Source organism: Leptolyngbya sp. FACHB-8, assembly GCF_014695575.1.
GTDB lineage: Bacteria > Cyanobacteriota > Cyanobacteriia > Elainellales > Elainellaceae > Vacuolonema.
The window spans coordinates 117,362-140,297 of sequence record NZ_JACJOO010000047.1 but is presented as its reverse complement, the minus strand read 5'-3'; the positions used below and the strand labels follow the sequence as shown (position 1 = coordinate 140,297).

The window sequence follows — 22,936 nt, the reverse complement described above, 5'->3', positions numbered from 1 at the left end:
ATATTTTTATTATGTAGTGTTCTTTGCGTACTACACAACAAAAATATTTAAGTCCCCAATTTACAACAACTCAAAATTTACAGATCAGGAGGCTACTTTTTCCAATTTCTAGCTTCTTAAAGTAGCCCAGTTTTTTCTGAAAAATAATTCTTTTGAATACATCTCATAGCAAATTTCCTCTGCCATATATCTCTTTTCTTAAGAAAATATTTAAGAAATTGAAGCAGCTTTAAGTAATCCCAAAAGTATGAGAGAAGTAAGGAATAAAACCACACAGGGTTTAGAAGGTTATGCTGACCACTTCATAGTCAGCATAGCCTTCTAAACCCTATATTTAATTAGACTGAGCTGCTTACCGGGTAATCAAAACTTTGAAATTGGGTGCTAGACTTCCAACATTTAGATAGTGAGTAGTCTTATGCCAATCGAACAGGTTATCGCGACCTACGACCATGGGGCGGCAGAGTATGAAGCAATCATGCAGCGCTACTGGCACGTCGAGCGAGAGCCGTTTATTAGCACATTAAATCTGCAGCCGGGTCAAACAGTTCTGGATGCCGCTGTTGGAACCGGATTGAATCTTCCCGCTTATCCGGCTGGGGTACAAGTTACCGGGATAGATCTTTCCGAGGGGATGCTACAGGAAGCCCGCAAGAAGAACATCATGGCTGATCTCACATTAAAAGTAGCCAATCTCGAAAATTTAGATTTTGCTGATAACAGTTTTGATGCAGCGGCATCTGGATTTACGCTATGCGTTGTTGCTAATCCAGTGCGTGCCCTACAAGAAATTTTGCGAGTCACCAAATCCAATGCTCTGATTGCCATCCTTGATTACTGCAAATCGCAGAATCCTGAGGTCCAAAAATGGCAAGCGTTAATTGAAGATGCAGCATTAAACATCGGTTTTCCAACCGGAAAAATTAAGTGGAATGCGCTAATGGATTATGACAAATTGATCTATCAAAGCAATTTAGCCATTGAAGTAGTACAAGACCATCGTATTGAAAGCCCAAATCCTTTCTCTTGCGGCTGTCAATTTCTGCTAAGAAATACAAAATCTTAGAGAAGTAATAGTTGTATAGCACTTGGTTGAATAGCCGTAATAAGGGATAGTGAGATGGTAATAATCCTTATTACTGGCTATTCAATCGGGATTTGACCTTACTCAACCTCAGTTCGGGATAAGCTGAAGTGCTCATTTTGGCGTGCGCTTTGCGCACGCCAAAATGAGCGTTTTCGAGTGCCGCGCGTTGCGCGGCACTCGAAAACGCCCTTAACCCGAACTTAGCTTACTCACCGCAATATGCAACTTAAAACCCAAAAATCTAGGGTTCTGTTAGTTCTATTCCAAGTTGCACATCCCCTTACTTACCAATGCAAAAGCGGCTGAAGATGCGATCGAGCACAGATTCCGTTACCTCTTCTCCCGTGATACTTCCAAGAGCTTGAATGGCGCTGCGAAGATCAATCGTCCAAAAATCGAGGGGGAGTTGATTTTGGATGGTAGCCTGCACCTGCTGAAGAGCGTTTTGGGCCTGAAGTAGTGCAGCGGCCTGACGCTGGTTAATGGCAACATCCAGATTTGCTGCTTGCACTGCCTGGTGCTGCACTGCCTGAAGGATAGCCTCTTCCAGATCCGGGATACCCTGATTTAGAGCGGCGGCAGTATAGACGACCTGTGCAAAGTTTTTGGGGTATGGCACCGGGTCAATCGATTTGGATGATACCCGGTCGATTTTATTAATGACCAGAATCAGTGGGCGCTTCTCCTCGGGACTGGTAATTTGTTGGTAAATCGCTTCATCGTCTGGCATCCAGCCCTGCTCGGCGTCGATAGTCAAGAGCACTAAATCCGCAGCCTGGGCAGCCTGGCGCGATCGCTCCACCCCAATCTGCTCCACCCGATCCTCTGCCTCCCGAATGCCTGCCGTATCGAGCACTTGCACAGGAATGCCCTGCACCACCAACTGCGACTCCACGACATCCCGTGTGGTGCCGGGAAGGTCAGTGACAATGGCGCGATCGCTGCGACTCCAGGCATTCAGCAAGCTCGACTTGCCCACGTTGGGACGCCCTACGATCGCCACTTTCAACCCGCTACGGAGCAGTTCCCCCCGATCAGCCGTATCCAGAATGTCGGTTACGGTTTGGAGCACCTGGGCCAGTTGCATCTGAATTTCTGCCTCATCCAAAGGCGGTAAGTCTTCCTCAAAATCGATGCGAGCTTCGATTTCTGCCAAAATGTCCAGGCAAGTTTGACGGAGGCTACGGATGGGCTGGGCCAATTTCCCCTGCAATCCGGCCAGGGCAGTTTGGGCGGCCTGGGGCGATCGCGCGCCCACCAAATCTGAAATGCTTTCAGCCTGGGTCAGATCAATTCGCCCATTTAGAAAAGCCCGCAAGGTGAACTCGCCTGGTTCGGCCAGCCGCGCCCCCAGTTCGAGGCATGCCTGCAACACCTGCTGCACAGCCATGATGCCACCGTGGCAGTGCAACTCTACTACATCCTCACGGGTGTAAGAGCGGGGAGCCAGCATGAGCAGGAGCAAGCCCTCATCGATCAGTTGGCCAGTGCGGGGCTGGAGTATATTGCCATAGAGAATGCGATGGCTTTCCCAGGGTGGCTTGCCAGGAGGATGGAAGAGGGTACGGCCGATCGCCAGCGCCTCCGGCCCCGATAGGCGTACAATGCCCACGCTCCCCTGTTGGGGCACAATGGCGGTAGCGATCGCCGCAATAGTGTCGCCTTGCAACATCAGTCTTTCGTCCCTCCCCTTATCACCCGTTTAGCGGGTGCTTGAACAACCCCAAGAAAGGTTGAATTGCTTAGTGGGATTGCATAACTAAGTGACCTTTCCGGTCCTCCCTTTAAAGTTTGACGCAAATGTTACACCTTTGTTAGGTTCATCATGGGCCATCGGCACGGTAATGGTTTAACGATGCAATCGGGTATTCCCGTCCGCAAAATTCTACTGGCCCTCCTGATAGTGGCCGTCACTTACGTTGGGATGGCACTTATTCTGAGAGCCATCGGTTTAGAAAATGCCCAACAGTACGTTCACCGGGCAGGGGTTTGGGCTCCCCTGGTTTACATTTTGCTGTGTGCCGTAAGCTTGGTTGTGGCGCCCCTGAGTGGCAGTTCTATCTATGTTTTGAGCGGTGCGCTATTTGGTAGAGCTGATGGATTTTGGCTCAGCCTGCTGGGATGTTTGCTGGGATGTCACCTCAATTTCTTGCTGTCTCGCCACTATGGACGTAAGGTCATCGCTCGGTTTATTGGCGCACGTAATGTGATCCAGTTGGATCGACTCACGCGCCAGCTCAAAAGCCAACATAGCGTCTTCTACATGGCTATGGTGATGCCCCTCGCTCAAGATATTGTGAGTTATGCGGTCGGGCTCACTAAAATTCGTTATCCAGATTTCTTCCTGGCGTTGCTCTTGAGTTCACCCTTTATTGTCGGCGCTTACGTCTACCTAGGCACCAGTCTGCTGGAAACGTTGATTTAATCTGGATTCTTAATACAGCTCCGAACTGGTGAGTGATGAGAGATGGATGGGGTTCGTCCCATTCATCTCTCATCACTCACCAGTTCGATAAGGGTTATATAGAGCAGCCTGAGGCTTTTGAGGCAGGTACGTTGCATGTAACGTACCTGCCTCAAAAGCCTCAGGCTATAACACCTTGTGGATGTTCTACATTTCATCCTTATTTCATAGAAAAGCCGTAGGGTTATTTAGCGATCGCCCACCCCAACCTCAACATTTTTTGCAACTGCAATTAAAATATCTACCTTTAGGGGGAAGGTAACTATGAGCGGTAAGGTTGGCAGCAAAATATCATAAAAATGTTAAGCAGAATCTCAGAATTAGAACCCCTCTTCACGACGCTCACTCCTGCTAATCCCCAGAGTTATTCTGCATGGCTATTCCACGTCCGTTAACTGTTCTGATGGTCTTGGCGATGGTACCTTCTGCGGTGAGTTGCAGCTTACCCGTAGGTTCACAACCCCAAACCCAAGCCCAATCCCGTCCGGGGGGCGGGCCGTCTCAGGATGGACCGACATCGGTGGAGACGGCGATCGCCCAAACTGGCAGTCTCGAAAGCGCTAAAGAATTTACAGGGACAACCCAACCCGCCCGACTCGTAGCCCTACGAGCCCAGACAGAAGGCCAACTCTTAAACCTGGCTGTAGATGTGGGGGATACCGTTAGCCAGGGTCAAGCCCTGGGGCAACTTGACGATCGCCTCCTGGTCGCCTCCCTACGCCAGGCAGAGGCAGAACTGGCTTCTCGTCGTTCTGCGGTAGCCCAGGCCCAGGCAGAGGTCAGCAACTCTCAAGCCCAGGCTGCCCAGGCCAGCGTGCAGTTGCAGCAGGCGATCGCCGACGCCGAGCGCTTTCAGCAACTCGCGACCGATGGAGCGGTGACAACACAACAGGCCGAGCAAGCCCAAACTGAGCGTTTAGCCGCTGAGCAAGCATTACGGTCTGCCGAAGAGCAAGTTCGTACACGCCAGCAAGCCGTCAGAGCGGCCCAGGCTCAAGTCGTTGCTCAGGAAGCAACCGTGGCAGAAGTCGGCCAACGCCGAGCCTATTCCACTCTGAAAGCTCCCATTAATGGGGCGGTGTTAGAACGATTGCGCCAACCGGGCGATCTGGTACGCCCTGGAGAAGAAGTGGTGCAATTGGGAGATTTCAGTGGCGTGAAGGTGGTCGTACCCGTCTCAGAACTGGAATTATCCAGAGTAACGGTGGGTCAATCGGTGCAGGTGCGGCTTGACGCCTTTCCTGATCGCCCCTTTAGCGGTCAAGTGGCCCGCATTGCTCCTGCGGCTGATGCTGCGGCCCGCTTGGTCCCGGTGGAAATTTATGTGCCCAATGGCGATCGCCGTATCACAGGTGGGTTATTGGCCCGAGTGACCTTTCAGAGTGGTCCGCAAACTCGGGTAGTGGTATCTGAACAAGCCCTGGAGTTGGGGGAAGCGCCAGAGCCCACGGTTTTTGTGCTGGATCAGTCGGGAGAATCGCCTAAAGTGGTGGCCCGTACCGTACAAGTAGGCGATCGCGCCAACGGCAATGTCGAAATTCTCAGTGGCCTCAAACCGGGAGAAACCCTAGTGACGCGCAGCAGTGGCCCTCTCTCCGATGGCCAGTCCGTAAAACTCAGTCTCCTTTCGGAAACTTCCTCACCCGCACCTCAATGAGTCTTAGTACCCTCGCAATTCGGCGGCACATTGGCACCCTGATGCTGGCCCTCACGGTTCTGCTTCTGGGTTTCTTCTTCCTGGTTCAAATTCCAGTCGATCTGTTGCCTTCCATCACTTATCCCCGCATTGGGGTACGGGTTACTTCCCCCGGCATCGATCCCACCGTCGCTGTAGACGAAATCACCCGCCCTCTGGAACGAGCTCTGGTAGCGACGGATGGCGTAGAGCAAGTGTTTTCAGAAACCCGAGAGGGCCAGGTTAGTCTGGATTTATACTTCCGTCCCGGTGGCGACATCGATCAGGCCTTGAATGATGCTACGGCTTCTCTTAACCGGGCTTTGCGCGAACTGCCGGCCGGTCTTGAGCCACCTCGCCTGTTCAAGTTTGAGCCATCCCAGCTCCCTGTGTACGAATTTGCGCTTTCCTCGCCATCGCTGCGGGATGTGGAGTTGCGGGTATTCGCCGATGAAGAACTGGCCCGAGAATTAACGGTGGTGCCAGGGGTTGCCAGTGTCGATGTATCGGGTGGAGTGCAGGAAGAGGTGCAGGTGAACCTGGATCTCGACCGAATGCAGGCCCTGGGCATAGGGCTTAACGATGTGTTGGATGCTCTCGATGAGCGGAACCAGGACACTGCTGGAGGCCGTCTGGAAGGAACCGACGATGAAACCCTTACTCGTACTGTGGGCCGTTTTCAAAACGCAGCGGAGTTAGAGAACATCAGCTTCGAGGCAGCTGGAAGCCTGGGCTTTGGCACCGATGAAGCCAGCCCCGCCCTGGGGCGAGTATACCTGCGCGACTTTGCCCAGGTGGTGGATGGTACCGAGGAACAGCGGGTGCAGGTGAACCTGAATGGTCAACCTGCGGTCAAGGTGAGCATTCAGAAACAGCCCGAAGCCAACACGATAGAAGTCGTAGACGGGGTAAAAGCACGGCTAGAATTCCTGCGAACCTCTGGCCTGGTGCCAGAAGATCTGGTGCTAACCCCCACCCTGGATGAATCAGTTTTTATCCGTAACTCGATTTCCAATGTCACCAGTTCAGGGTTAACGGGGGCATTGCTGGCGGCGATCGCGGTTCTCTTCTTCCTGGGTTCCCTGCGTCAGACCCTCATCATTGTGCTGGCGATTCCGCTAGCCAGTCTTACAGCCATTGTGTTGATGGGCTTTTTTGGCCTCTCCCTCAACATCTTCAGCCTGGGTGGGCTGGCCCTGGGGGTGGGAATTGTGGTGGACAACGCGATCGTGATGTTGGAGAACATGACCCGCCGCTTTTCCCTGGAAGCGGCCTATGCGTCCAGTGATGTCAACGGCTCTACTCCACCCGTTTCGGATAGTGCAATAGAACTCGCGACCGAGAGCAGCCGTGAGTTGGAATCGGCGTTGCTGGCATCTACTACCACCAATCTGGTGTCCGTGGTGCCGTTCTTGCTCCTGGGTGGATTCTTCGCTCTGCTGTTTAACCCCCTCATTTTGACCATTAGTTTTGCCGTTGCCGCTTCCCTGCTGGTAGCCCTGACCGTGGTTCCGGCGATCGCCGCCCGCCTCCTGGCCGTTCCCCGCACTAGCGGCATAAGCAATCGATGGCTATTTCGTGAATTTCGTCTGCGGCTGGAGGGCGTAACTCGCCGTTACGGGCAATTGCTGACTCGAGTGTTGCAGCATCGATGGTGGGTGATTGCCATCGCCATCCTGATTCTGGGAGGCGGCAGTACCTTCCTGGGAGGGCAGCTTCCCCAAGAAATTCTGCCTCGCATCAACACTGGACAGGCTCAACTGCGGGTGCAATTTCCTCCCGGCACTTCCCTGGAGGAAAACCGGAAGGTGATGACCGCAGTTGATGACTTGCTGCTTCAACAACCCGAAGTGGCCTATGTGTTTAGCACCTCGGGCGGCGGCCTATTTGGCAGCAGCACCAGCGAGAACATTCTGCGGGCCAGCAGCACCATTAGCCTAAAGCCGGGGACAAATCTAGAAGCCTTTGTGGAGCGCATGAACCGGGAAATGGCCCAGTTCAATTTGGTGGATACGCGCCTACGTGTCACCCCCGAAAACGTACGCGGCTTGTCATTCAATAACTCCCCGGTACGAGCAGACATTGACATTCAACTCCAGGGACCCGATGCCGAAACCCTCCAACAGGCCGGGCAGCAGGTATTGGCTGCCCTGGATGAACGGGTAAAACTGGCCCGCTTTAGCCCGGATGCCGACCCTCCTCAGCCAGAGGTGCAGGTACGCCCTGATTGGGAACGCGCTTCCCAGCTCAATCTTACTGCTGTGGATATTGGGGAAACGGTACAAACCGCTATCCAGGGATCGGTGCCAACGCAGCTGCAACGGGGCGATCGCCTCGTCGATGTGCGCGTTCAGCTCGCCAACAATCGTCTACAACAACCGGAACAACTGCGTCAGCTACCCCTGTTTACCAATGGCAATCAATGGGTACGACTGGGGGATGTGGCCCGCGTGGAACAGGGTGTTGCCCCAGGGGAAATCCAGCGGATTAACCAGCGGCAGGTGTTTTTGATTGAGGGAACGCTAAACGAGGGTGCGCCTTTGGGGGATGCGATCGCTCAGGTCAATGCCACCATCGATAGCCTGGAACTTCCGCAGGGGGTAAGCCGGCTCCAGAGTGCCAGCGAATCGACCAATCGGGAAATTCGCAATGCATTGATTATGCTGGGGAGTTTGGCAGCATTCCTGGTGTTTGTTGTGATGGCGGTGCAGTACAACTCGTTGCTTGACCCGCTGGTAATTATGTTGACGGTGCCGTTGGCCGTGGCCGGTAGCATTTTTGGGCTGTATCTAACTCAAACGGCGATCGGGGCCATGGTTGTAGTCGGTGCCGTCCTGCTGGTGGGAATTGTGGTCAACAATGCCATTATTTTGATTGAGCGGGCCAATCAGGTACGCGAAACGGATGGTCTAGATCATCGCAGCGCCGTACTCCAGGCCGCATCAGAACGATTGCGTCCCATTTTAATGACAACGATTACAACGGTTGTGGGTTTGTTTCCTCTGGCCTTGGGCTGGGGTGAAGGTTCTGAATTCCTACAGCCTCTAGGGGTCGTTGTGTTCTCAGGGCTATCGATCGCCACTGTGCTGACGCTATTTCTCATCCCCTGCTTCTACATCGTCGTGCATGAGGATGTAATGGGACAAGGAAGGCTGCGGCTACCAAAGGTAGGGCCCCAGGAAGCTCCGACTCGAAAGTTTTAGGGTTACCGTTCAACATGCAAAGACCTGGTGTTCTTAGAACACCAGGTCTTTGCTATGCACACGCTTTTAGAACGTACGGTGTGGTGTAGGCGCGCCTCGTACACCACACCGTACATAAAAACGCTTTATGAGTTGCCCTGGTTATCGGTCACCGCTGGCGGAGCAAGCACTTTGAGGCCGCCGGGAATGCAAACCACCTCTACGGGGGTCGTTCCAATCATTTCTCCGTCTAGCACTACTTTTTGGGGTGGCTCCGTTATCACAGTCAGACGATCGGTTTGCATATGAACGACGTTCTGCTGCTCTACTCCCGTCCCTACGATCGCCGCACCAAACATGCGGAGCATGGTGGACACACCCTGTAGGCGGGTTTCCGCAGAGGCAATAGTAATATCCAGCTTGCCGTCATCATGAGCTACATGGCCACCGCCCTGAGCCAGCACCGACGTTGCCGGGGCGGCATTGGCAATGGTGATACTGCCCGCTTCAAAGGTGTAAACCTCGCCTCCCGCTTCGATGCGGGTTTCAAAGGACTGTTGTTTATCGATCGTTTGCCAACCTGCCACCAGGTAAGCCAATGCCCCCCACTGATCCTTCAAGGAAGTGTTAGCTAGCTCGACGGTTTCGGCCTCAAACCCAATACCGGCCAGCAAAATCATGGGTACACCATTACACCGAGCCACATCCACCGTACGCACGTGGCCGTTGAGGATGGTCTGGCAAGCATTGCGAATGGGGGCAAGACGAGGCATTCCCAGGGCAGCAGCAAAGGCGTTGGCCGTGCCTCGCGGAATAATGCCCAGGGGGATATCCGTGTTGATCAACGCTCCGGCTACCGCAGATACGGTGCCATCACCCCCCGAGGCAATGACCAGACTGGAATCGTTGGCGATCGCCTCCTTCGTAACTTCCACAATATCCATCCCATCCTGCATCTCATGCACCCGCAAATGGAAGTGGGGATCCAAAAACTGCCGGATAATACTCAATTCCTGATCAGCATTGCCCTGACCCGACATGGGGTTGAAGATCAAGTCTGCAATAGACTTTTTGCCCAACATTGAGACGAGAATCTCGGCAGTCGCAAGATTGGTCGCCAGGGGTACGTCATTTACATTGCAGACTCGTAGCAAGGCCTGGATATCGGGTTCGTGGGGCTGGGCATAGAGGGGATCCATCAAAAACACCACAAGTACCACATGACCCGAAACCACCTCAGCGGCGATCTGCGTGTCACCTCCCAGCGGCCCCGAGGCCATACGCTCCACTGTTAGTCCAGTCGCTTGCTCAATTCGTTGGCCTGTGTTGCCTGTGGCAATCAGGCGATAGCGACTGAGAATGGGCTTGTGCTGCTGAGCGAAACTAACAATCTCGTCTTTTTTCGCATCGTGAGCAATGAGGGCAAGGGTAGCAACCATAGGAGCAAGGAGGGTATGGAGAAGGGATGGGAAAGGTAGCTAACAACCCAAACTATAAAAGGAGTAAGCCAGTGTTTGAAACTTCAAACAGGTTGATTTCCGGGCTAACTCATGTTTGGTGGGGCGCTTTGCATCTCACCAAACATGAGTTAGCCTTAGCCGCCGAGTACTCGTACTAAGCAGCGGCAATTAACCATTAATCCATTAAACCTCCTGCATGAATCAGTTTTGAGGGGGTGAATCGCTGCACGGCTTCGCCGTGCAGCGATTCATTCAGGAGGTCTATTAAACCTGAGGAGGTGGGGGTGGGGGTTCGGGAGGGGTTATCGGTCCTTCTGCTTTAGAAGACCCCAAAGGTTCCGTTGGTTCTGGGTTTGCCGGGCCAGTGATCACAGTCTCTGTCACGGCGGGCCGTCCAATAACACGGCTCAAACCAGGGGATAACGTCCATCGATCCAATACATCTATGATCAAAATTTCTCGAATGAAGATCCGCACCACAATTAGCAGCGGGATAGCCAAAAATAAACCGAGAAATCCAAAAAATGAGGCAAAAACCAATTGGGCCAGCAGGGTAATAGCCGGCAGCAGTGAAACCTGTTGCCCCATGACCACGGGCACCAACACAAACTGCTCCAGCTGTTGAATCACCAGATAGGCCAACACCACCGCCAGTCCTTTCCAGGGAGCGTCGAGCAGGGCGATCGCCGTCGGTGCCACCGTACTCAGAACTGGCCCCAGGTTCGGGATCGCTTCCAGCAGCCCCGCCAGCAAAGCATTAGCCAGCACCAGCCGCACCCCCAGTACCGATAGCACAATCCCACTGGTAGTGCCGATCACCACCATGTTGATCAGAATACCGATGATCCATCCCACCAGATCTTCTTCGCAGTAGGTCAGAATCTCGTCAAAACGCCGCCGATAAAACGCTGGGAATAACCGTACAAATCCCTGCCGATAAGCGGTGGGATTCAGGGTAAGCATGAGCGTCAACACCAGCACCAGCAGGGTACTGAGGGTGACATTGAAGAAGCCAGAAAACAGGCGAAAGAAGTTATTCGCGAGGTCCGACGCTAGAGGCGTGAGTTGGCCCAACCAGGTATCGAAACTGGGTAACAGGTTCACCGCTTCGCCGGGGAGCTGGGCGAGTAACCGAGTCAGCCAGACCTCTAGCTGCCCTAAGCCGCGGGGCACCAACTGAGTGAGTTCCTGTAACTGATTGAGAAACGGCGGCACAATCAGCACCGTAAACAGAACCAGCAACCCCAGCGTGCCGCCAATTGACAGAAAGATAGCGAGTCCCCGTCCAATGCCCCAGTGATGGAGGCGACGGGCCAGGCGATTGAGAGCTGTGGCAAATACGACAGCCACCAGCACCAACAGGAGCAACTGTCGAATCTGCCAGAGGATATAGAGCGAGACCACCAGGGCCACCAGCCCCAACCATGCACCAAAGGTCATCATCTGTGTACGGTACTTATTACGTTGGAAAATCTCAGTACTCTCCAAAAGTGCCCCAGGGACAAACTCTCAGAAAACACCCCATGCCCGTGGGAAATCATCCCGCCAGCAAGCTGCATTCAGGATAGTGCCTTTTGCTTGCGATCGCCTGTCTCTTAGTTAGGACTTACATATTTCTTGTTGAGCGGAGGGATTCCATCACACTTAACAAGAACGCTTTAGATGGGGCAGAAGCACCTAGATACGTCCCAAATAATGCCCATGATGAAATCCTTGTAGCTATGACCTGCACGCCATCTTTCAGAGGAAGGTTCCAGAAGAAGCAAAATCCCGAAGAAGGAGAATGCTCCCCTTCTTCAGGATTTTATTTAACCGCAAGTCCCTTATGGCAATACTCTGGACAGTTTTTCTGAAACCCTTGATTTTGCGTGCGCTAAGCGCACGCAAAATCAAGGGTTTCAGAAAAACTATCCGAACTAATGTTATGGGATGTGGTTAGGAAAGCGAATCAACTTTCCAAAAGTTAGCAAAGGATTCTACATAAGCTTCCTGGATCGGGGTTTCGATGGTACCTGGACGCACCCGCCGTACCTGCAAGAATGCCTCTTTGTAGTTATGGCCCAGAGCCACCAGGCAGGATGCTGCGACCAGACCACTCCGCCCTAGCCCAGCTTTGCAGTGAATCACTACGGTTTCTCCCTGACCAGCCAGTGTCAAGATATCGTGCACCAGCCCTGCAAACTCGGGCAGAGAAGGCGGCGTGCTGAAATCAGGGATGGGGAACCAGCGCGATCGCATCCCATACCGCTCCACCTCATGCAACAAGCCGGCGATTTGCAACTGTGGCATCTCATGGGCTTCCAGCAGGGTCACCAGCACATTCACTCCATAAACCTGTTGCAGGCGTGCAAGATCCTGGTCCAGGTCTCGTATCCAGCGGTAAGCCATGCCATGGTTACATTTGCCGGGGGCCAGGGTCATACCGATCTGCCCTGACAGCCCTGTGGCCTCTGGCGTCAGAAAGTCGACGTGAATAGGATGAGTCTCTGACGTGCGTAAGGGACGGGAATAAGCGTGAAAAGATGGGGAGGGATTGACCATAGATTAAGGCCAAGGAAGCAGGCCAGGGCAAAGAGGATGAAGCGTAAATTGATAACCGGAGCGAGGTGATTCCTCGCGCTCCTGCGACCCAATTAAAGCGAGTGTAACCGATCCTAATCGGTTAAATCGGATACTCCATCCACTTTGGGAGGTGAGCGATCGCCCCCTATTGAGGTACACCGACCTTCGTCAAAATCGCTCTCTCAGACATTCGCCGTAAGCCGAAAAGAGCATTTGGGTTGTTTCAAATGTAGGAGGGTATGGTGGAAGGGGCACGAAGTGCCCCTTCCACCATACCCTCGTCACACATCTAGAACGCTACCGATGCTTATGACGCAGCTGTCTGAATTTCGTCCAGCTTCGTCCGAACTGACTGCACATCTTGCCACATCAGCCATTTAGGGCTTCCCTTCTCACGAGAGGGGTTGCGCAGCAAATAGGCCGGGTGGAAGATAGGCATGTAGAAGCGGCCCTCGCGCTCATACCATTGGCCCCGCACCTTGGTAATGCCCTCGCGGATGCCGAGGAGGGTACGCATGGCAACCGCCCCCGTCAGCAAAATGATTTTGGGGTCGACCATGCGAATCTGTTCCCGCAGATAACCGTTGCAGGCTTCTGCTTCCTGGATGGAGGGGTTGCGGTTATCCGGAGGGCGGCACTTCACGACATTACAGATGAAGACGTCGTTTTCCGTAAGCCGCACAGATTCCAAAATCTTGTCGAGCAACTGCCCCGACTTGCCCACAAAGGGGATACCCGACTCATCTTCAAACTGCCCTGGGCCTTCTCCCACAAGCATAATGGGAGCCGTTACGCTGCCCCGCCCAATCACCGCGTGGGTGCGTCCGGCAGCCAACTCGCAGCGCTGGCAGACGTTACAGTGTACCGACATCTGCTCCATAGAGTCATAGGTGCCGGGGGGGATGGGCACCTTGGCGCTGGTCGGGATGGTATCGGGATCAAAGCTGGCCGGAGTAGAGGATTCCGACAGGTTAAAAAGCCCTATTTGTTCGTCGCTTGCCATGCACCGAGTTAAACAAATAAATTTATAACGCTTTATGAAGCGTCTTCTCATTGTAGAGGGAATGTTGCCTTGAGCGTAGTGTCGGATGAATCAGGCTAGATTCATCCCAGTGGCAGATCTTTCGCGATCGCCCACCCACAGGAACATACACATGGGGTAATTCCTTAGAACAGCCCTGCGATACAGAACTTCCTGCATGAATTGGGACTTGAAGCTGCCCTGCCAGTCGCGCCCTTTAGAACGACTGATGCAGGAGGTCTGCACTCGTTGCTAAATGGCGCAGTTCGGTGACAATCCTGCCTTGCAAAGACATTTGAGCCTCTATATCAACGTTTTATTAAGAAACTGAACAGTATTTTTAAGCGCGCCCATCAATTAGATACTCTTTATAGTCAGCTTTTGATCTGCAAAATTGAAAGCATGAGTACGGCGCAAGATCGGCTATCTCTGCCCTTTTCCAGGTTTCAAATCTACCCAAAGAGCGTTGAATAGAAGTGGTATTTCACACACTGCCATGCTAATTTCCACCCGTACCTATTTGCCATTTCCCAGAGCCGTTGTGTTCTCCACCTATCGCGATCGCCTGAGGGAGCTGGTGCCTTATATGCCCAACATCCGCCAGGTTATTGAGCAATCGCGGCAGGTAACGGGCGATCGCATTGAGCTGGTCAACCTATGGCATGGCGGTGGCGACATTCCAGCCGCAGCTCGGGCTGTGCTGAATGAGTCCATGTTGTCCTGGACAGAGCACGGTCTTTGGGATGGACGTCAGTTCACCAACGCCTGGAGAATTCAGACCCATGCTTACACCGAAGCGGTCTTTTGCTCTGGCATCAGCCGCTTTCTTGAAGATGGTTCGGGCACGGTAGTCGAAAGCCAGGGAGAACTGCGCATCGACTCCCGCCAAATTCGGGAAGTGCCATCCTTCATTGCAGGCATGGTGGGTGGCATCGTTGAAGATTTTCTGGGCAAAAAGATTGAGCCCAATCTTAAACAGATGGGCGATGGTGCCTGTCGCTACTTAGAAATCCACAATACGCTGACTAACGCCGAGTGATCCAGTAATAAAACGTACTGGGTTGTAATTCCCAGCGATCGCCCGAGCCCACCACATTGGTCGGCACCCCGTTGGCATCTAGTGCCGTAACTAATAACTGACCGGCATCTAGTCGGCGCAGCGCGACCTGCCCCTGAATCTCCTGGACCACAAGCGGTGCAGACCCGACCGATTGAAGCGTCTTCTTACCCTCGATTGCCTCTGTACGCCAGCCAAAATTCTCGTCGGCAGACATCACCTGCAACAACATATTTTGAGAGCGGTTCAGGGGCTGGTCATCCAGTGCAACGAGTAAAACCGAGCCATAGTCCACAGACGTATCCACAGCGAGCGGGCCGAGCCGCAAGGCACCTGCATGGTGCAAAAAGCCGGTTGCCCCTTTCACCTGAGGTGCATCGATGGTCACCAGGCCATCATCATAATCCCAGGTCAGTTCACCGCTACTGCTGTGGATGCGCTGGCGCTCGCGATCGTGATACGGGTTCAGATTCACAACTCCCGTCTGGTTGTATTCCGCATCCAGGTTTAAATTCACCTGACCCACAAAAAACGCCAACGGATCAATGCTTTCCGGGGGGGTAGCAGCGGGTGACTGCCCTTCCGGAACATCTGCGGCTCGGAGTTCATCCAGGCTTTGGGGCGCAGCAATGGGGGCCCCTCGTAAGGCCCGCAAATCCGTTAGCCTGCGCTCCAAATTCACCACTGCATCCCCTGGCTGAATCATTCCCTTGCGATACATCAGCGCCGTCGCCGGGAACTGGCCCATAACGACAGGCGATGCAATGCTGAATTTTCCTAAAGACGAATCCCACTCCAACCGATTGGTGGAGAAGAAGAAGAACCCATCCGTATCCTGCAGGGCACCATAGGCAGCGGCCATAACGGGAAAGTCAGCCCGAAAACGATTGGGCATCGACCAGTTCACTTCGCTGATGGTGGAGGGCTTGTGGTTGTAGTGCAAATCCATGATGGGCAGGTTTAAGTCACGGGGCGTCTCCCACTGGGGCCGCTTCAGCAATAGTGCCGAGCGATCCTGGTAGCGATCGCCCGTTGACAAGGCATAGCTGGCCCGTTCTCCTTCATGTAGCCCCGTAAAGTAACCGTGGCGATCCATCACATCTCCAACGGTGTTGGTGAATTTATCCAGCGGTCCCAGGCGGCGAGCATCCGCCGTAATCCAGTTTGAAGCAGTAACCAGACCCCGATACCCCAGCTCCTCTTTGAGATAGCGGGTCGTGCCATCAAAAAATCGCTGCTGCACATCCGTCAGAAAAGCTGCTGTGTCCTGATGACGCTGACTTTCGGGACGGGAGGCGACCTCCCCTGCCGACATCACAGCCACTCGATCCGAAGCCACTCGGGCTGATGTTGCCGCACCGCCCCAGGCCGTCAACGCCGCATCTAGAGAACCGTAGCGATCGCGCAGCCATGTTGCAAATTGCCGCTCTAATTCTTCCCGAGGACGTGGTTGCAGACGATTGGGGTCAAACGTCCAGAACATCAGGGAATCTTCGTTGATCAGCTCCAGTGAAGCTACGGCGGGGTCCCTTGCCAGAGACAATCCGGTTTGAGGGTTAGGTGTTGTGAGCAGATCGTGCCAGAGGGTACGGTACTGAGCTTGTAACGTGGGTTCAAAGAAGAGCAGCGCAAACGGTGGTTGTCCACCGCTTTCCGGGAACTTGAACCAGAGGGGAAAATAAATCGACAGGGAGGTGTAAATTCCCTCCTGCTTCAGAGCCTCCACCAGGGTGAAGAGGCGATCGCGCTTCTCCGATTCCAGCACCAAGCGATCCGACGGATTTAACGGTCCGTGGAACCGCACAATGTTGACCCCCCGCTTTGCCAAAAACCGTGCCATATGCGCCAGAGAATCGGCATCCAGGGCCAACACATCCGGCCCCACGTTTACCCCCCAAAACCGCACAGGCTCCCTGGTTCTTTCATGAATCAGCGATTCTCCCTGGGCCTGAATCCAGCCCTCTGCTCCGGCGAATGGTTCGTTGAGCGATCGCAAATCAATTGGGCTGGCTGCAAACGTATCTGGCTCGGGATCGAACACCGCCCAGCTAGGAATGTCGGCAATGTATCGCTGATCGGGTTTCAGCTTGCCCCGCGCCGAAATGGGACTCTGGCTCAGCACAAAACAGTCAAAGGCAGCAGGGCCACGGTTCTCTGTGAGCTCTACCCGCAAAGTATGCGTTCCAGCGGTCAGAGGGACAGCTCCCAGAGGAACCCAGTTTGCGACCACATAGGGTCGGATGGGAGACTCATCCATGAGAAAGCCACGGCCAACCGTAGTCCAGGGCTGATCATCCCAGCGCCATCGGAAGGGACCATGTTGCCAAAATTTGCGCGTGTAGAAGTAGTAATTCCCCACCTCCGGAACGGTGATGTCATAGGAGAGGAAGAGGGGCTGGGGGCGATCGCCATCGGTTCCAATCCACTTACCGTCGGATAACACCAGGGCTTCTTCCAGGCCATTCGGTGCAAAGGGATTTCGAGATGGGAAGTTGGTATCGGTTGGGGTTTCTGCTTCCCACCAGATATAGGGGGCCGAATCGGGCAACGTTTCTACATCCAGAATGGCAGCGGGCTGCGCGGCTACCTGCTCTAAATCTACGGGAATGTTTTGAGGCAGACTTCGGCTCATCAATGCCAGCCCCAGGGCAAGGCTAAACAGGATCAGCAGGTAAAAACGTCGCAGCATCAGCAAACAGCTTAGAATCAGGACTTCAATATGGTCATCTGCACAACTGTCAGGTTGCGAGGAGCTCTGAGTTAAGCCCGGTTTAGCCGCTCTGGAAGGCCCGGTGATTTGCTTATGCAGCCTCAATCGGAGCCTGTTAGCATCAAACTCACCCCTCACTTTAGAGTTCCCAGATGGAAAGATTCCTCTGCATAAAGGAACTGACCAAACCTTTGGTAACGACCTGATGAACTTTGTCCTCCGCATATTCTGCGCTAAGGAGGTTTCTGCATAAGAATCTACCCAGGATGTTGGTGCTTTGCCCGCTTCGCGGGCAAAGCACCAACATCCTGGGGGTAATTTCATTGTTGGAAATCTCCTAAAACCAAAATTTTTCGCTGGGGCTTAGCTTCAGTCACGAAAAAATCTGGGTTCAGAAGTTTTGTCCCGTACCGGGATCGCTGACACCTTTTAGGCGAACGCGATACACTCGAAATTGCTGCTCGCATTGGAAGCTATGCCCACCAACATCGATAATCTGGCGACTCAGGTTCAAGAAGCGGCCCATCGCCTTGGTATTCAGAAATACGACATCTATGGTGCGTCTGTGGATGAAACCAGCGTTCAGGTGGATCACGGCGAACCTAAGCAGGTAAAAGCCTCTAACCGCTCCAGCGTGACGGTGCGGGTGTGGAATGGCGATGGCACTGTCGGTGTCACCTCCACCAGCGAAATTGACCCCACTGGGTTGGAACTGGCCCTAAAGACGGCCTACGAAGCCAGCGAATTTGGCATTAAAGAAAACTCACCCGACTTCAGCCCTGAAGCAACGGCTCCCATCAATGTCACTGGAGAAGACACAGCCCCTCAATCCGCTGTGGCCGAGCTGATCGAAAAGCTCATCGTTGCTGAAAAAGACTTGATGGCGACCCATCCCGCTATCACCTCCGTTCCCTACAATGGTCTTTCCCAACGGGATGTCGATCGCTTCTACCTCAATAGTGATGGGGCGCGCCGCCACGATATTCGCTCGGCCGCTTCCATCTACCTCTACAGCAAAACCGAGCAGGATGGCAAAAAGCCTCGCAGCGCCGGAGCTTTCCGCGTTGCCCGTAATGTCGAAGGGTTAGACATTCCTTCCTGTGTGGAAGAGGCCGCTGAGAAAACTATCAGCCACCTCACCTACGAGAAGATTAAGACAGGGAAATACCCCGTGGTCTTCTCCCCTGATGCGATTCTGAGCCTGATGGGGGCATTCTCCAATCTTTTCAATGCTCAGAATATTTTGGATAAGCAGAGCCTTTCGACATCGGAGTCGTTGGGGACGGCGATCGCCTCCCCCCTGATCTCCCTTTACGACGACTCTCTACATCCTGAGAACATCGGCGGCGAAACCTTCGACGGCGAGGGCACTCCCACCCGACGCTTGGCTCTGATTGAGAAGGGCGTGCTGGCCAACTTCATGCACAGCGCAGGCACCGCCAAGCGGATGAACGCCCAGCCCACAGGTCATGCCAATATGGGTTCTAAAGTCACTGTAGGTCGCCACTTCTATCACATCTTCCAGGGCGAACCCGCCAGCAAGGAATACAAACTGGAGGATGCGGACGGAGTCATCTACATTGATGACCTGCAAGCCCTCCATGCGGGAGTACAATCCTTGCAGGGCTCCTTCTCATTGCCCTTCGATGGTTGGCTGATCGAGAATGGCAAACGCACGAGTATCGAATCTGCTACCGTTGCAGGAGACTTCCGCCAAGTCCTTAACTCCATCCTCTACGTCGAAAAAGATCTGGAGTTGGTGGGCGGCGGCATCGCTCCTCGCGTCTGGGTAGAAGAGCTCTCTATTACAGGCGAGTAGTGAACAAAAACGCCAAGGATTGGTAAGCCGCAGGTTTTAAAGACCTGCGGCTCCTTCAATTCAACCTAAAGGCTGAAGCGCTCATTTTTGTACACACAAAATTGGGCGTTTTTGCGTGCCACGTGTTGCGCCGCACTCAAAAACGCCCTTATCCCGACTGAAGGTTAACTAGATTGAGCATTCGTTGCCCGAGTTGCGTTTTCTTCGGGCACAATGGCGTGGCCTAATCTCTTTGCATATACCTGAGTTAAATTGGCTCCAAATAAGAAAATGTGGGCTGAGTAATAGATCCAGGTCACTAAAACAATGAACGTACTGGCAAAACCGTAGGCAGAACCAAAGTTAGTTTGGCGCAGAAAGAGCCCAAATAAGTACTGCCCAAACATGAAAAGAACAGCTGTAATGGCAGATCCAACTAACGCATCTTTCCAATCAACTGTCGCATCAGGAAGAATGCTATAAATGCTTGTCATTAATAGAATGATGATTGTTAACGTAATTAAAAAGCTAAGGGGTTGCCATAAGCTCTCTAACATAGGAGAGACACCCGTTAACATATCTATGAAATATGCCAGAACAATATTCGCGGATACAGATAAGAAGACCAAAATTGAGATAAGTAGAACCATCAAGAATGACAACAGACGCTTCTGAAAAAATACTTGTACTTGTCGTCCTTGCTCTAGCTCAACCTCCCAAATTCGATTCAGGGCATTTTGAATTTGCACAAAAAAGCCCGATGCACCAAATAGTAGAAAACCAACACCGATCATCCAACGGATACTATTACTACTTCCACTTGTCTCCTCGCGCAGATTGTAAACAAGCGCTTCCACAAAACGTGCCCCATCCTCCCCAATCACACTGCGGATAGGCCCCACAATTTCCCCTTCCGCAACGGCCTCTCCAAAGAAGGCCCCCACAATCATGACGGAGATAATAATCAACGGAGCCAGGGAAAAGATCGCATAATACGCCAGTGATGCAGCGAGCACCGAAATTTGTTTAGCGTGCCATTCTCGGATAGTGGCCTTTAACAACCTCCATCCCTCTTCAAGAAATCCCATGCTCCTATCCGTTGTAGCTACGGAGTGATTTCCGCCGCTGAGTACTAGCTTCTAGCATGAACGGTATTCTTAACTTGTTCTTCCCCCCGGAGACACAAGGCGTAATCCGAGAAAAAATCAGTGACCTTGCTCACAGCCACCTATTGAGAAAGAACACTCAAATTACTCTGGAATGCTGCGACTCTGGCTGGAAGTTATGGGTATCAACACCCCCAGAAATCGCCAGAGCCAGTCTTATGAGACTTTCCTACCGTGGCATCGCCTACTCTCCAGAATTGACTTTCGACGTGCCTATCGGTGAAGGGCTCGGCCAGTACCGGGGCGTATCCACTCAATTTCGGGCCACCAACATGCCCTTGCCCGACAATGCTCCTCAACTACGGTACTGGGGCACGACTTACTGCAGATTGCATTAAGCATTGAGCCACAAATGGGTTGAACGAGAACGCACCCGATATCCGACTGAAGTGCGTTTGGTACTGTCCCAACAAGAATGATCTTTCCTCCTCTCCTCAGACAAGATGACCGACAACGCAGAGCCGCTGCATGAACGATGCAGCGGTTTTTCTTTACCCACACCTTGCTATTTCACACAAAACTTACGTCATTCCAGCTCCTGCACAAAAATCGCCCCTTCAACGCTAAAGATTTCGTACAAAATAAACCCCGATTTTTTTGGAAAGCTTGGTGTAGTCGAGCTTTCCAAAAAAATCGGGGTTTATTGTTTCGCTACTAATTTAAAGACCAAACTAGTAGGCTGCGGCCTAAGTTCGCAACCTATGTTTTGTGTGGGGTGCTTCGCACCCCACACAAAACATAGGTGATGGATTTCTGCCTCAGCGTACTAGGCAGATGTTTGTAAGGAAATGGCTCTACGAGCTATTTCCTTACAAACATCTGCACTGGGTTCTGTTCAAATTGGTAGCGATCCTAAGACAAGTCGAGTTGCAGTTGAGCGATCGCCCCATACTCCCGTCTAAATAACTCCAATAAACGCACAAAATGTGGCAACACCCGCCGATACTGAGCCACATGCTCGGGATTAGGCTGATGGTGACCAACCGCCTCAAAATAGCTCATCGTTTCCTCCAAAGAGGGTAGATAGCCTAGAGCGTACAACCCCAGGAATGCAGCGCCCATACCCGAGCTTTCATAACTATCTGGAATGACCACTTCGTGATTGAAAATATCCGCCAGCATTTGCCGCCAGAAGGGCGATCGCACAAATCCACCGGAGGCCCGCAGGCTCTGTGTCAGGCCCACCGCATCCTGTAACGACTGCATCACAACATACAGGTTGTAGAGTATGCCTTCCATTACCGCTCGAATCATATGGGCGCGGCTGTGGTGCATATTCAGCCCAAAGAAGCTGCCACGGGCATCGGCATCCCAAAGGGGCGATCGCTCCCCCGCTAAGTAGGGATGAAAAATTAGCCCATTTGAGCCGGGAGGAACCTGGGCTGCCAGGGCCGTAATCAATTCATAGGGATCTTGTTGATTTTGAATAGCCAGCGCCACTTCTGCCGCCGAAAAGTTATCCCGTACCCATCGCAAGATAATACCGCCGTTGTTGACCGCACCGCCGATGACCCAGTGCTTCTCCGTCAGAGCGTAGCAAAACAGCCGCTCTAAGGGATCTGTGACGGGCCGATCCACAACCCCTCGTAATGCACCGCTCGTGCCAATGGTAATTGCAACGATGCCAGGGGCGATCGCCCCCACCCCCAGGTTTGCCAGCACCCCATCGCTCGCCCCCACAACGACAGGCATCTCGGCTGGAATTCCCATGGCGGCAGCATAGTCCGTTTTCATTCCCTTAAGCACATGGGTAGTCGGGACCAGTTGAGAAAGGCGATCGGGCTTAATATTGGCAAGGGACAGCGCTTCCTCATCCCAATCCAACGCTTTCATATTGAACAGCCCGGTCGCGTTGGCAATCGAGTGATCCACCACATACTCACCAAACCAGTGGTACAGCACATATTCCTTAATGGAAATGAACTTGGTTGCCCGCTGAAAAATCTCGGGTTGTTCTTGCTGCAACCACAGCAACTTTAACAACGGCGACATTGGGTGAATGGGGGTGCCTGTACGGTGATAAATCTCTTTACCGTTGTGCTCAAGACGTACTTTGTCGACCCAGCCTGCGCTGCGGCGATCGGCCCAGGTAATGCTACGCGTCAGGGGTAATCCCTGAGCGTCCACCGCGATCAAACTATGCATTGCCGCGCTGAAGCACATACCCACCCACAAGTCAGGGGGGATAGGGTTTGCCTGAGCGACGGCCTGCACACATCCCACCACCGCTGCCAGAATTGCCTCGGGTTCTTGCTCCTGAATGCCAGGTTCTGGAGATAGCAAAGGATAGCCGATCGCATGGTGAGCGACGATTGTGCCTCGTGCTGTAAACAGCAACGCTTTCGTGCTGGTGGTACCAATGTCGATACCAAGAATGAGGGGTTGGATGTTCATAGCAAGACAGAAGAAGGAGGAAAGGCGAGGGAAACCGGGGGAAAGAGAGACTTTGGGACAGAAGGAAAGAAGCAATGTCGACAATTTAACGGAGAACTAACCTTCTGCCTTCTGCCCCCCGCCTTAAAGCAAGAGGCTAATCAGCAAAATCACCAAAAACCTAAAACTCTCGGAAGATTACAAGTTGAATGAAAGCGGGAATTTTAGGTAACGTCAGCTCGGGATAAGCCAAACCGCCCATTATTGCGTGCGCGACGCGCACGCAATAATGGGCTTTTTCGAGTGCCGCGCGAAGCGCGGCACTCGAAAAAGCCCTTAACCCGAACTGAGGTTAGGTAGGAAGTGTGGCCTAGCCGCACT

The 22,936-nt window shown here is 53.0% G+C and carries 15 protein-coding genes; 7 read left to right on the top strand and 8 right to left on the bottom strand.

Translation table 11 applies throughout. The annotated features are described in order from the left end of the window. Nucleotides 1–418: 418 nt before the first annotated feature. Nucleotides 419–1,066, top strand: coding sequence for a methyltransferase domain-containing protein (locus H6F91_RS10225; RefSeq protein ID WP_190771833.1), 648 nt, complete (start codon nucleotides 419–421; stop codon nucleotides 1,064–1,066). Between the two features lie 301 nt (nucleotides 1,067–1,367). Here the strand turns inward: H6F91_RS10225 and mnmE are convergent, their stop codons facing one another. Next, nucleotides 1,368–2,759, bottom strand: a complete 1,392-nt coding sequence (gene mnmE, locus H6F91_RS10220; RefSeq protein ID WP_190771832.1) for a tRNA uridine-5-carboxymethylaminomethyl(34) synthesis GTPase MnmE — start codon at nucleotides 2,757–2,759, stop codon at nucleotides 1,368–1,370. A gap of 153 nt (nucleotides 2,760–2,912) precedes the next feature. On the opposite strand from mnmE, the gene H6F91_RS10215 reads away from it, so the two are divergent. The 3 genes from H6F91_RS10215 to H6F91_RS10205 all read left to right on the top strand — a co-directional run bounded on the left by H6F91_RS10215 (nucleotide 2,913) and on the right by H6F91_RS10205 (nucleotide 8,429). Beyond that, complete coding sequence (locus H6F91_RS10215) at nucleotides 2,913–3,512, top strand: VTT domain-containing protein (RefSeq protein ID WP_190771831.1); 600 nt, start codon at nucleotides 2,913–2,915, stop codon at nucleotides 3,510–3,512. Between the two features lie 412 nt (nucleotides 3,513–3,924). Beyond that, nucleotides 3,925–5,208 (top strand): efflux RND transporter periplasmic adaptor subunit, encoded by a 1,284-nt coding sequence (locus H6F91_RS10210; protein ID WP_190771830.1) that lies wholly within the window; start codon nucleotides 3,925–3,927, stop codon nucleotides 5,206–5,208. Beyond that, nucleotides 5,205–8,429, top strand: a complete 3,225-nt coding sequence (locus H6F91_RS10205) for an efflux RND transporter permease subunit (protein ID WP_190771829.1) — start codon at nucleotides 5,205–5,207, stop codon at nucleotides 8,427–8,429. Before H6F91_RS10210 ends, H6F91_RS10205 begins: the two co-directional genes overlap by 4 nt. A gap of 125 nt (nucleotides 8,430–8,554) precedes the next feature. On the opposite strand, the gene mgsA is transcribed toward H6F91_RS10205, so the two are convergent. The 4 genes from mgsA to H6F91_RS10185 form a co-directional block, all read right to left on the bottom strand. Next, nucleotides 8,555–9,847, bottom strand: coding sequence for a methylglyoxal synthase (gene mgsA / locus H6F91_RS10200; RefSeq protein WP_190771828.1), 1,293 nt, complete (start codon nucleotides 9,845–9,847; stop codon nucleotides 8,555–8,557). Between the two features lie 285 nt (nucleotides 9,848–10,132). Further along, nucleotides 10,133–11,311, bottom strand: a complete 1,179-nt coding sequence (locus H6F91_RS10195) for an AI-2E family transporter (protein ID WP_242035717.1) — start codon at nucleotides 11,309–11,311, stop codon at nucleotides 10,133–10,135. A gap of 492 nt (nucleotides 11,312–11,803) precedes the next feature. Continuing rightward, the gene (locus H6F91_RS10190) at nucleotides 11,804–12,409 is read right to left on the bottom strand and encodes a cyclin-dependent kinase inhibitor 3 family protein (RefSeq protein WP_190771827.1); all 606 of its coding nucleotides are present in this window, start codon (nucleotides 12,407–12,409) and stop codon (nucleotides 11,804–11,806) included. 328 nt (nucleotides 12,410–12,737) lie between these two features. Continuing rightward, a complete protein-coding gene (locus tag H6F91_RS10185) occupies nucleotides 12,738–13,433 on the bottom strand; it encodes a uracil-DNA glycosylase (protein ID WP_190771826.1) in 696 nt (231 codons plus the stop codon). A 514-nt stretch (nucleotides 13,434–13,947) separates the two neighbouring features. Between H6F91_RS10185 and H6F91_RS10180 the strand changes: the two genes are divergently transcribed. Beyond that, nucleotides 13,948–14,490, top strand: coding sequence for a hypothetical protein (locus H6F91_RS10180; RefSeq protein WP_190771825.1), 543 nt, complete (start codon nucleotides 13,948–13,950; stop codon nucleotides 14,488–14,490). Here the strand turns inward: H6F91_RS10180 and H6F91_RS10175 are convergent. Then, nucleotides 14,477–17,197, bottom strand: a complete 2,721-nt coding sequence (locus H6F91_RS10175) for a hypothetical protein (protein ID WP_190789308.1) — start codon at nucleotides 17,195–17,197, stop codon at nucleotides 14,477–14,479. The genes H6F91_RS10180 and H6F91_RS10175 overlap by 14 nt on opposite strands. 496 nt (nucleotides 17,198–17,693) lie before the next feature. Here H6F91_RS10175 and H6F91_RS10170 point away from each other — a divergent pair, with 496 nt between their 5' ends. Further along, on the top strand, nucleotides 17,694–19,037 hold the full coding sequence (locus H6F91_RS10170) for a TldD/PmbA family protein (RefSeq protein ID WP_190771823.1): 1,344 nt from the start codon (nucleotides 17,694–17,696) through the stop codon (nucleotides 19,035–19,037). A gap of 164 nt (nucleotides 19,038–19,201) precedes the next feature. On the opposite strand, the gene H6F91_RS10165 is transcribed toward H6F91_RS10170, so the two are convergent. Continuing rightward, complete coding sequence (locus H6F91_RS10165) at nucleotides 19,202–20,104, bottom strand: YihY/virulence factor BrkB family protein (RefSeq protein ID WP_190771822.1); 903 nt, start codon at nucleotides 20,102–20,104, stop codon at nucleotides 19,202–19,204. Between the two features lie 236 nt (nucleotides 20,105–20,340). On the opposite strand from H6F91_RS10165, the gene H6F91_RS10160 reads away from it, so the two are divergent. Further along, nucleotides 20,341–20,520 (top strand): DUF4278 domain-containing protein, encoded by a 180-nt coding sequence (locus tag H6F91_RS10160; RefSeq protein WP_190771821.1) that lies wholly within the window; start codon nucleotides 20,341–20,343, stop codon nucleotides 20,518–20,520. 514 nt (nucleotides 20,521–21,034) lie between these two features. On the opposite strand, the gene gntK is transcribed toward H6F91_RS10160, so the two are convergent. Beyond that, nucleotides 21,035–22,576 carry a gluconokinase gene (gene gntK / locus H6F91_RS10155; protein ID WP_190771820.1) on the bottom strand — a complete coding sequence of 514 codons (1,542 nt, stop codon included), beginning with the start codon at nucleotides 22,574–22,576 and terminating at the stop codon, nucleotides 21,035–21,037. Nucleotides 22,577–22,936 lie beyond the last annotated feature (360 nt).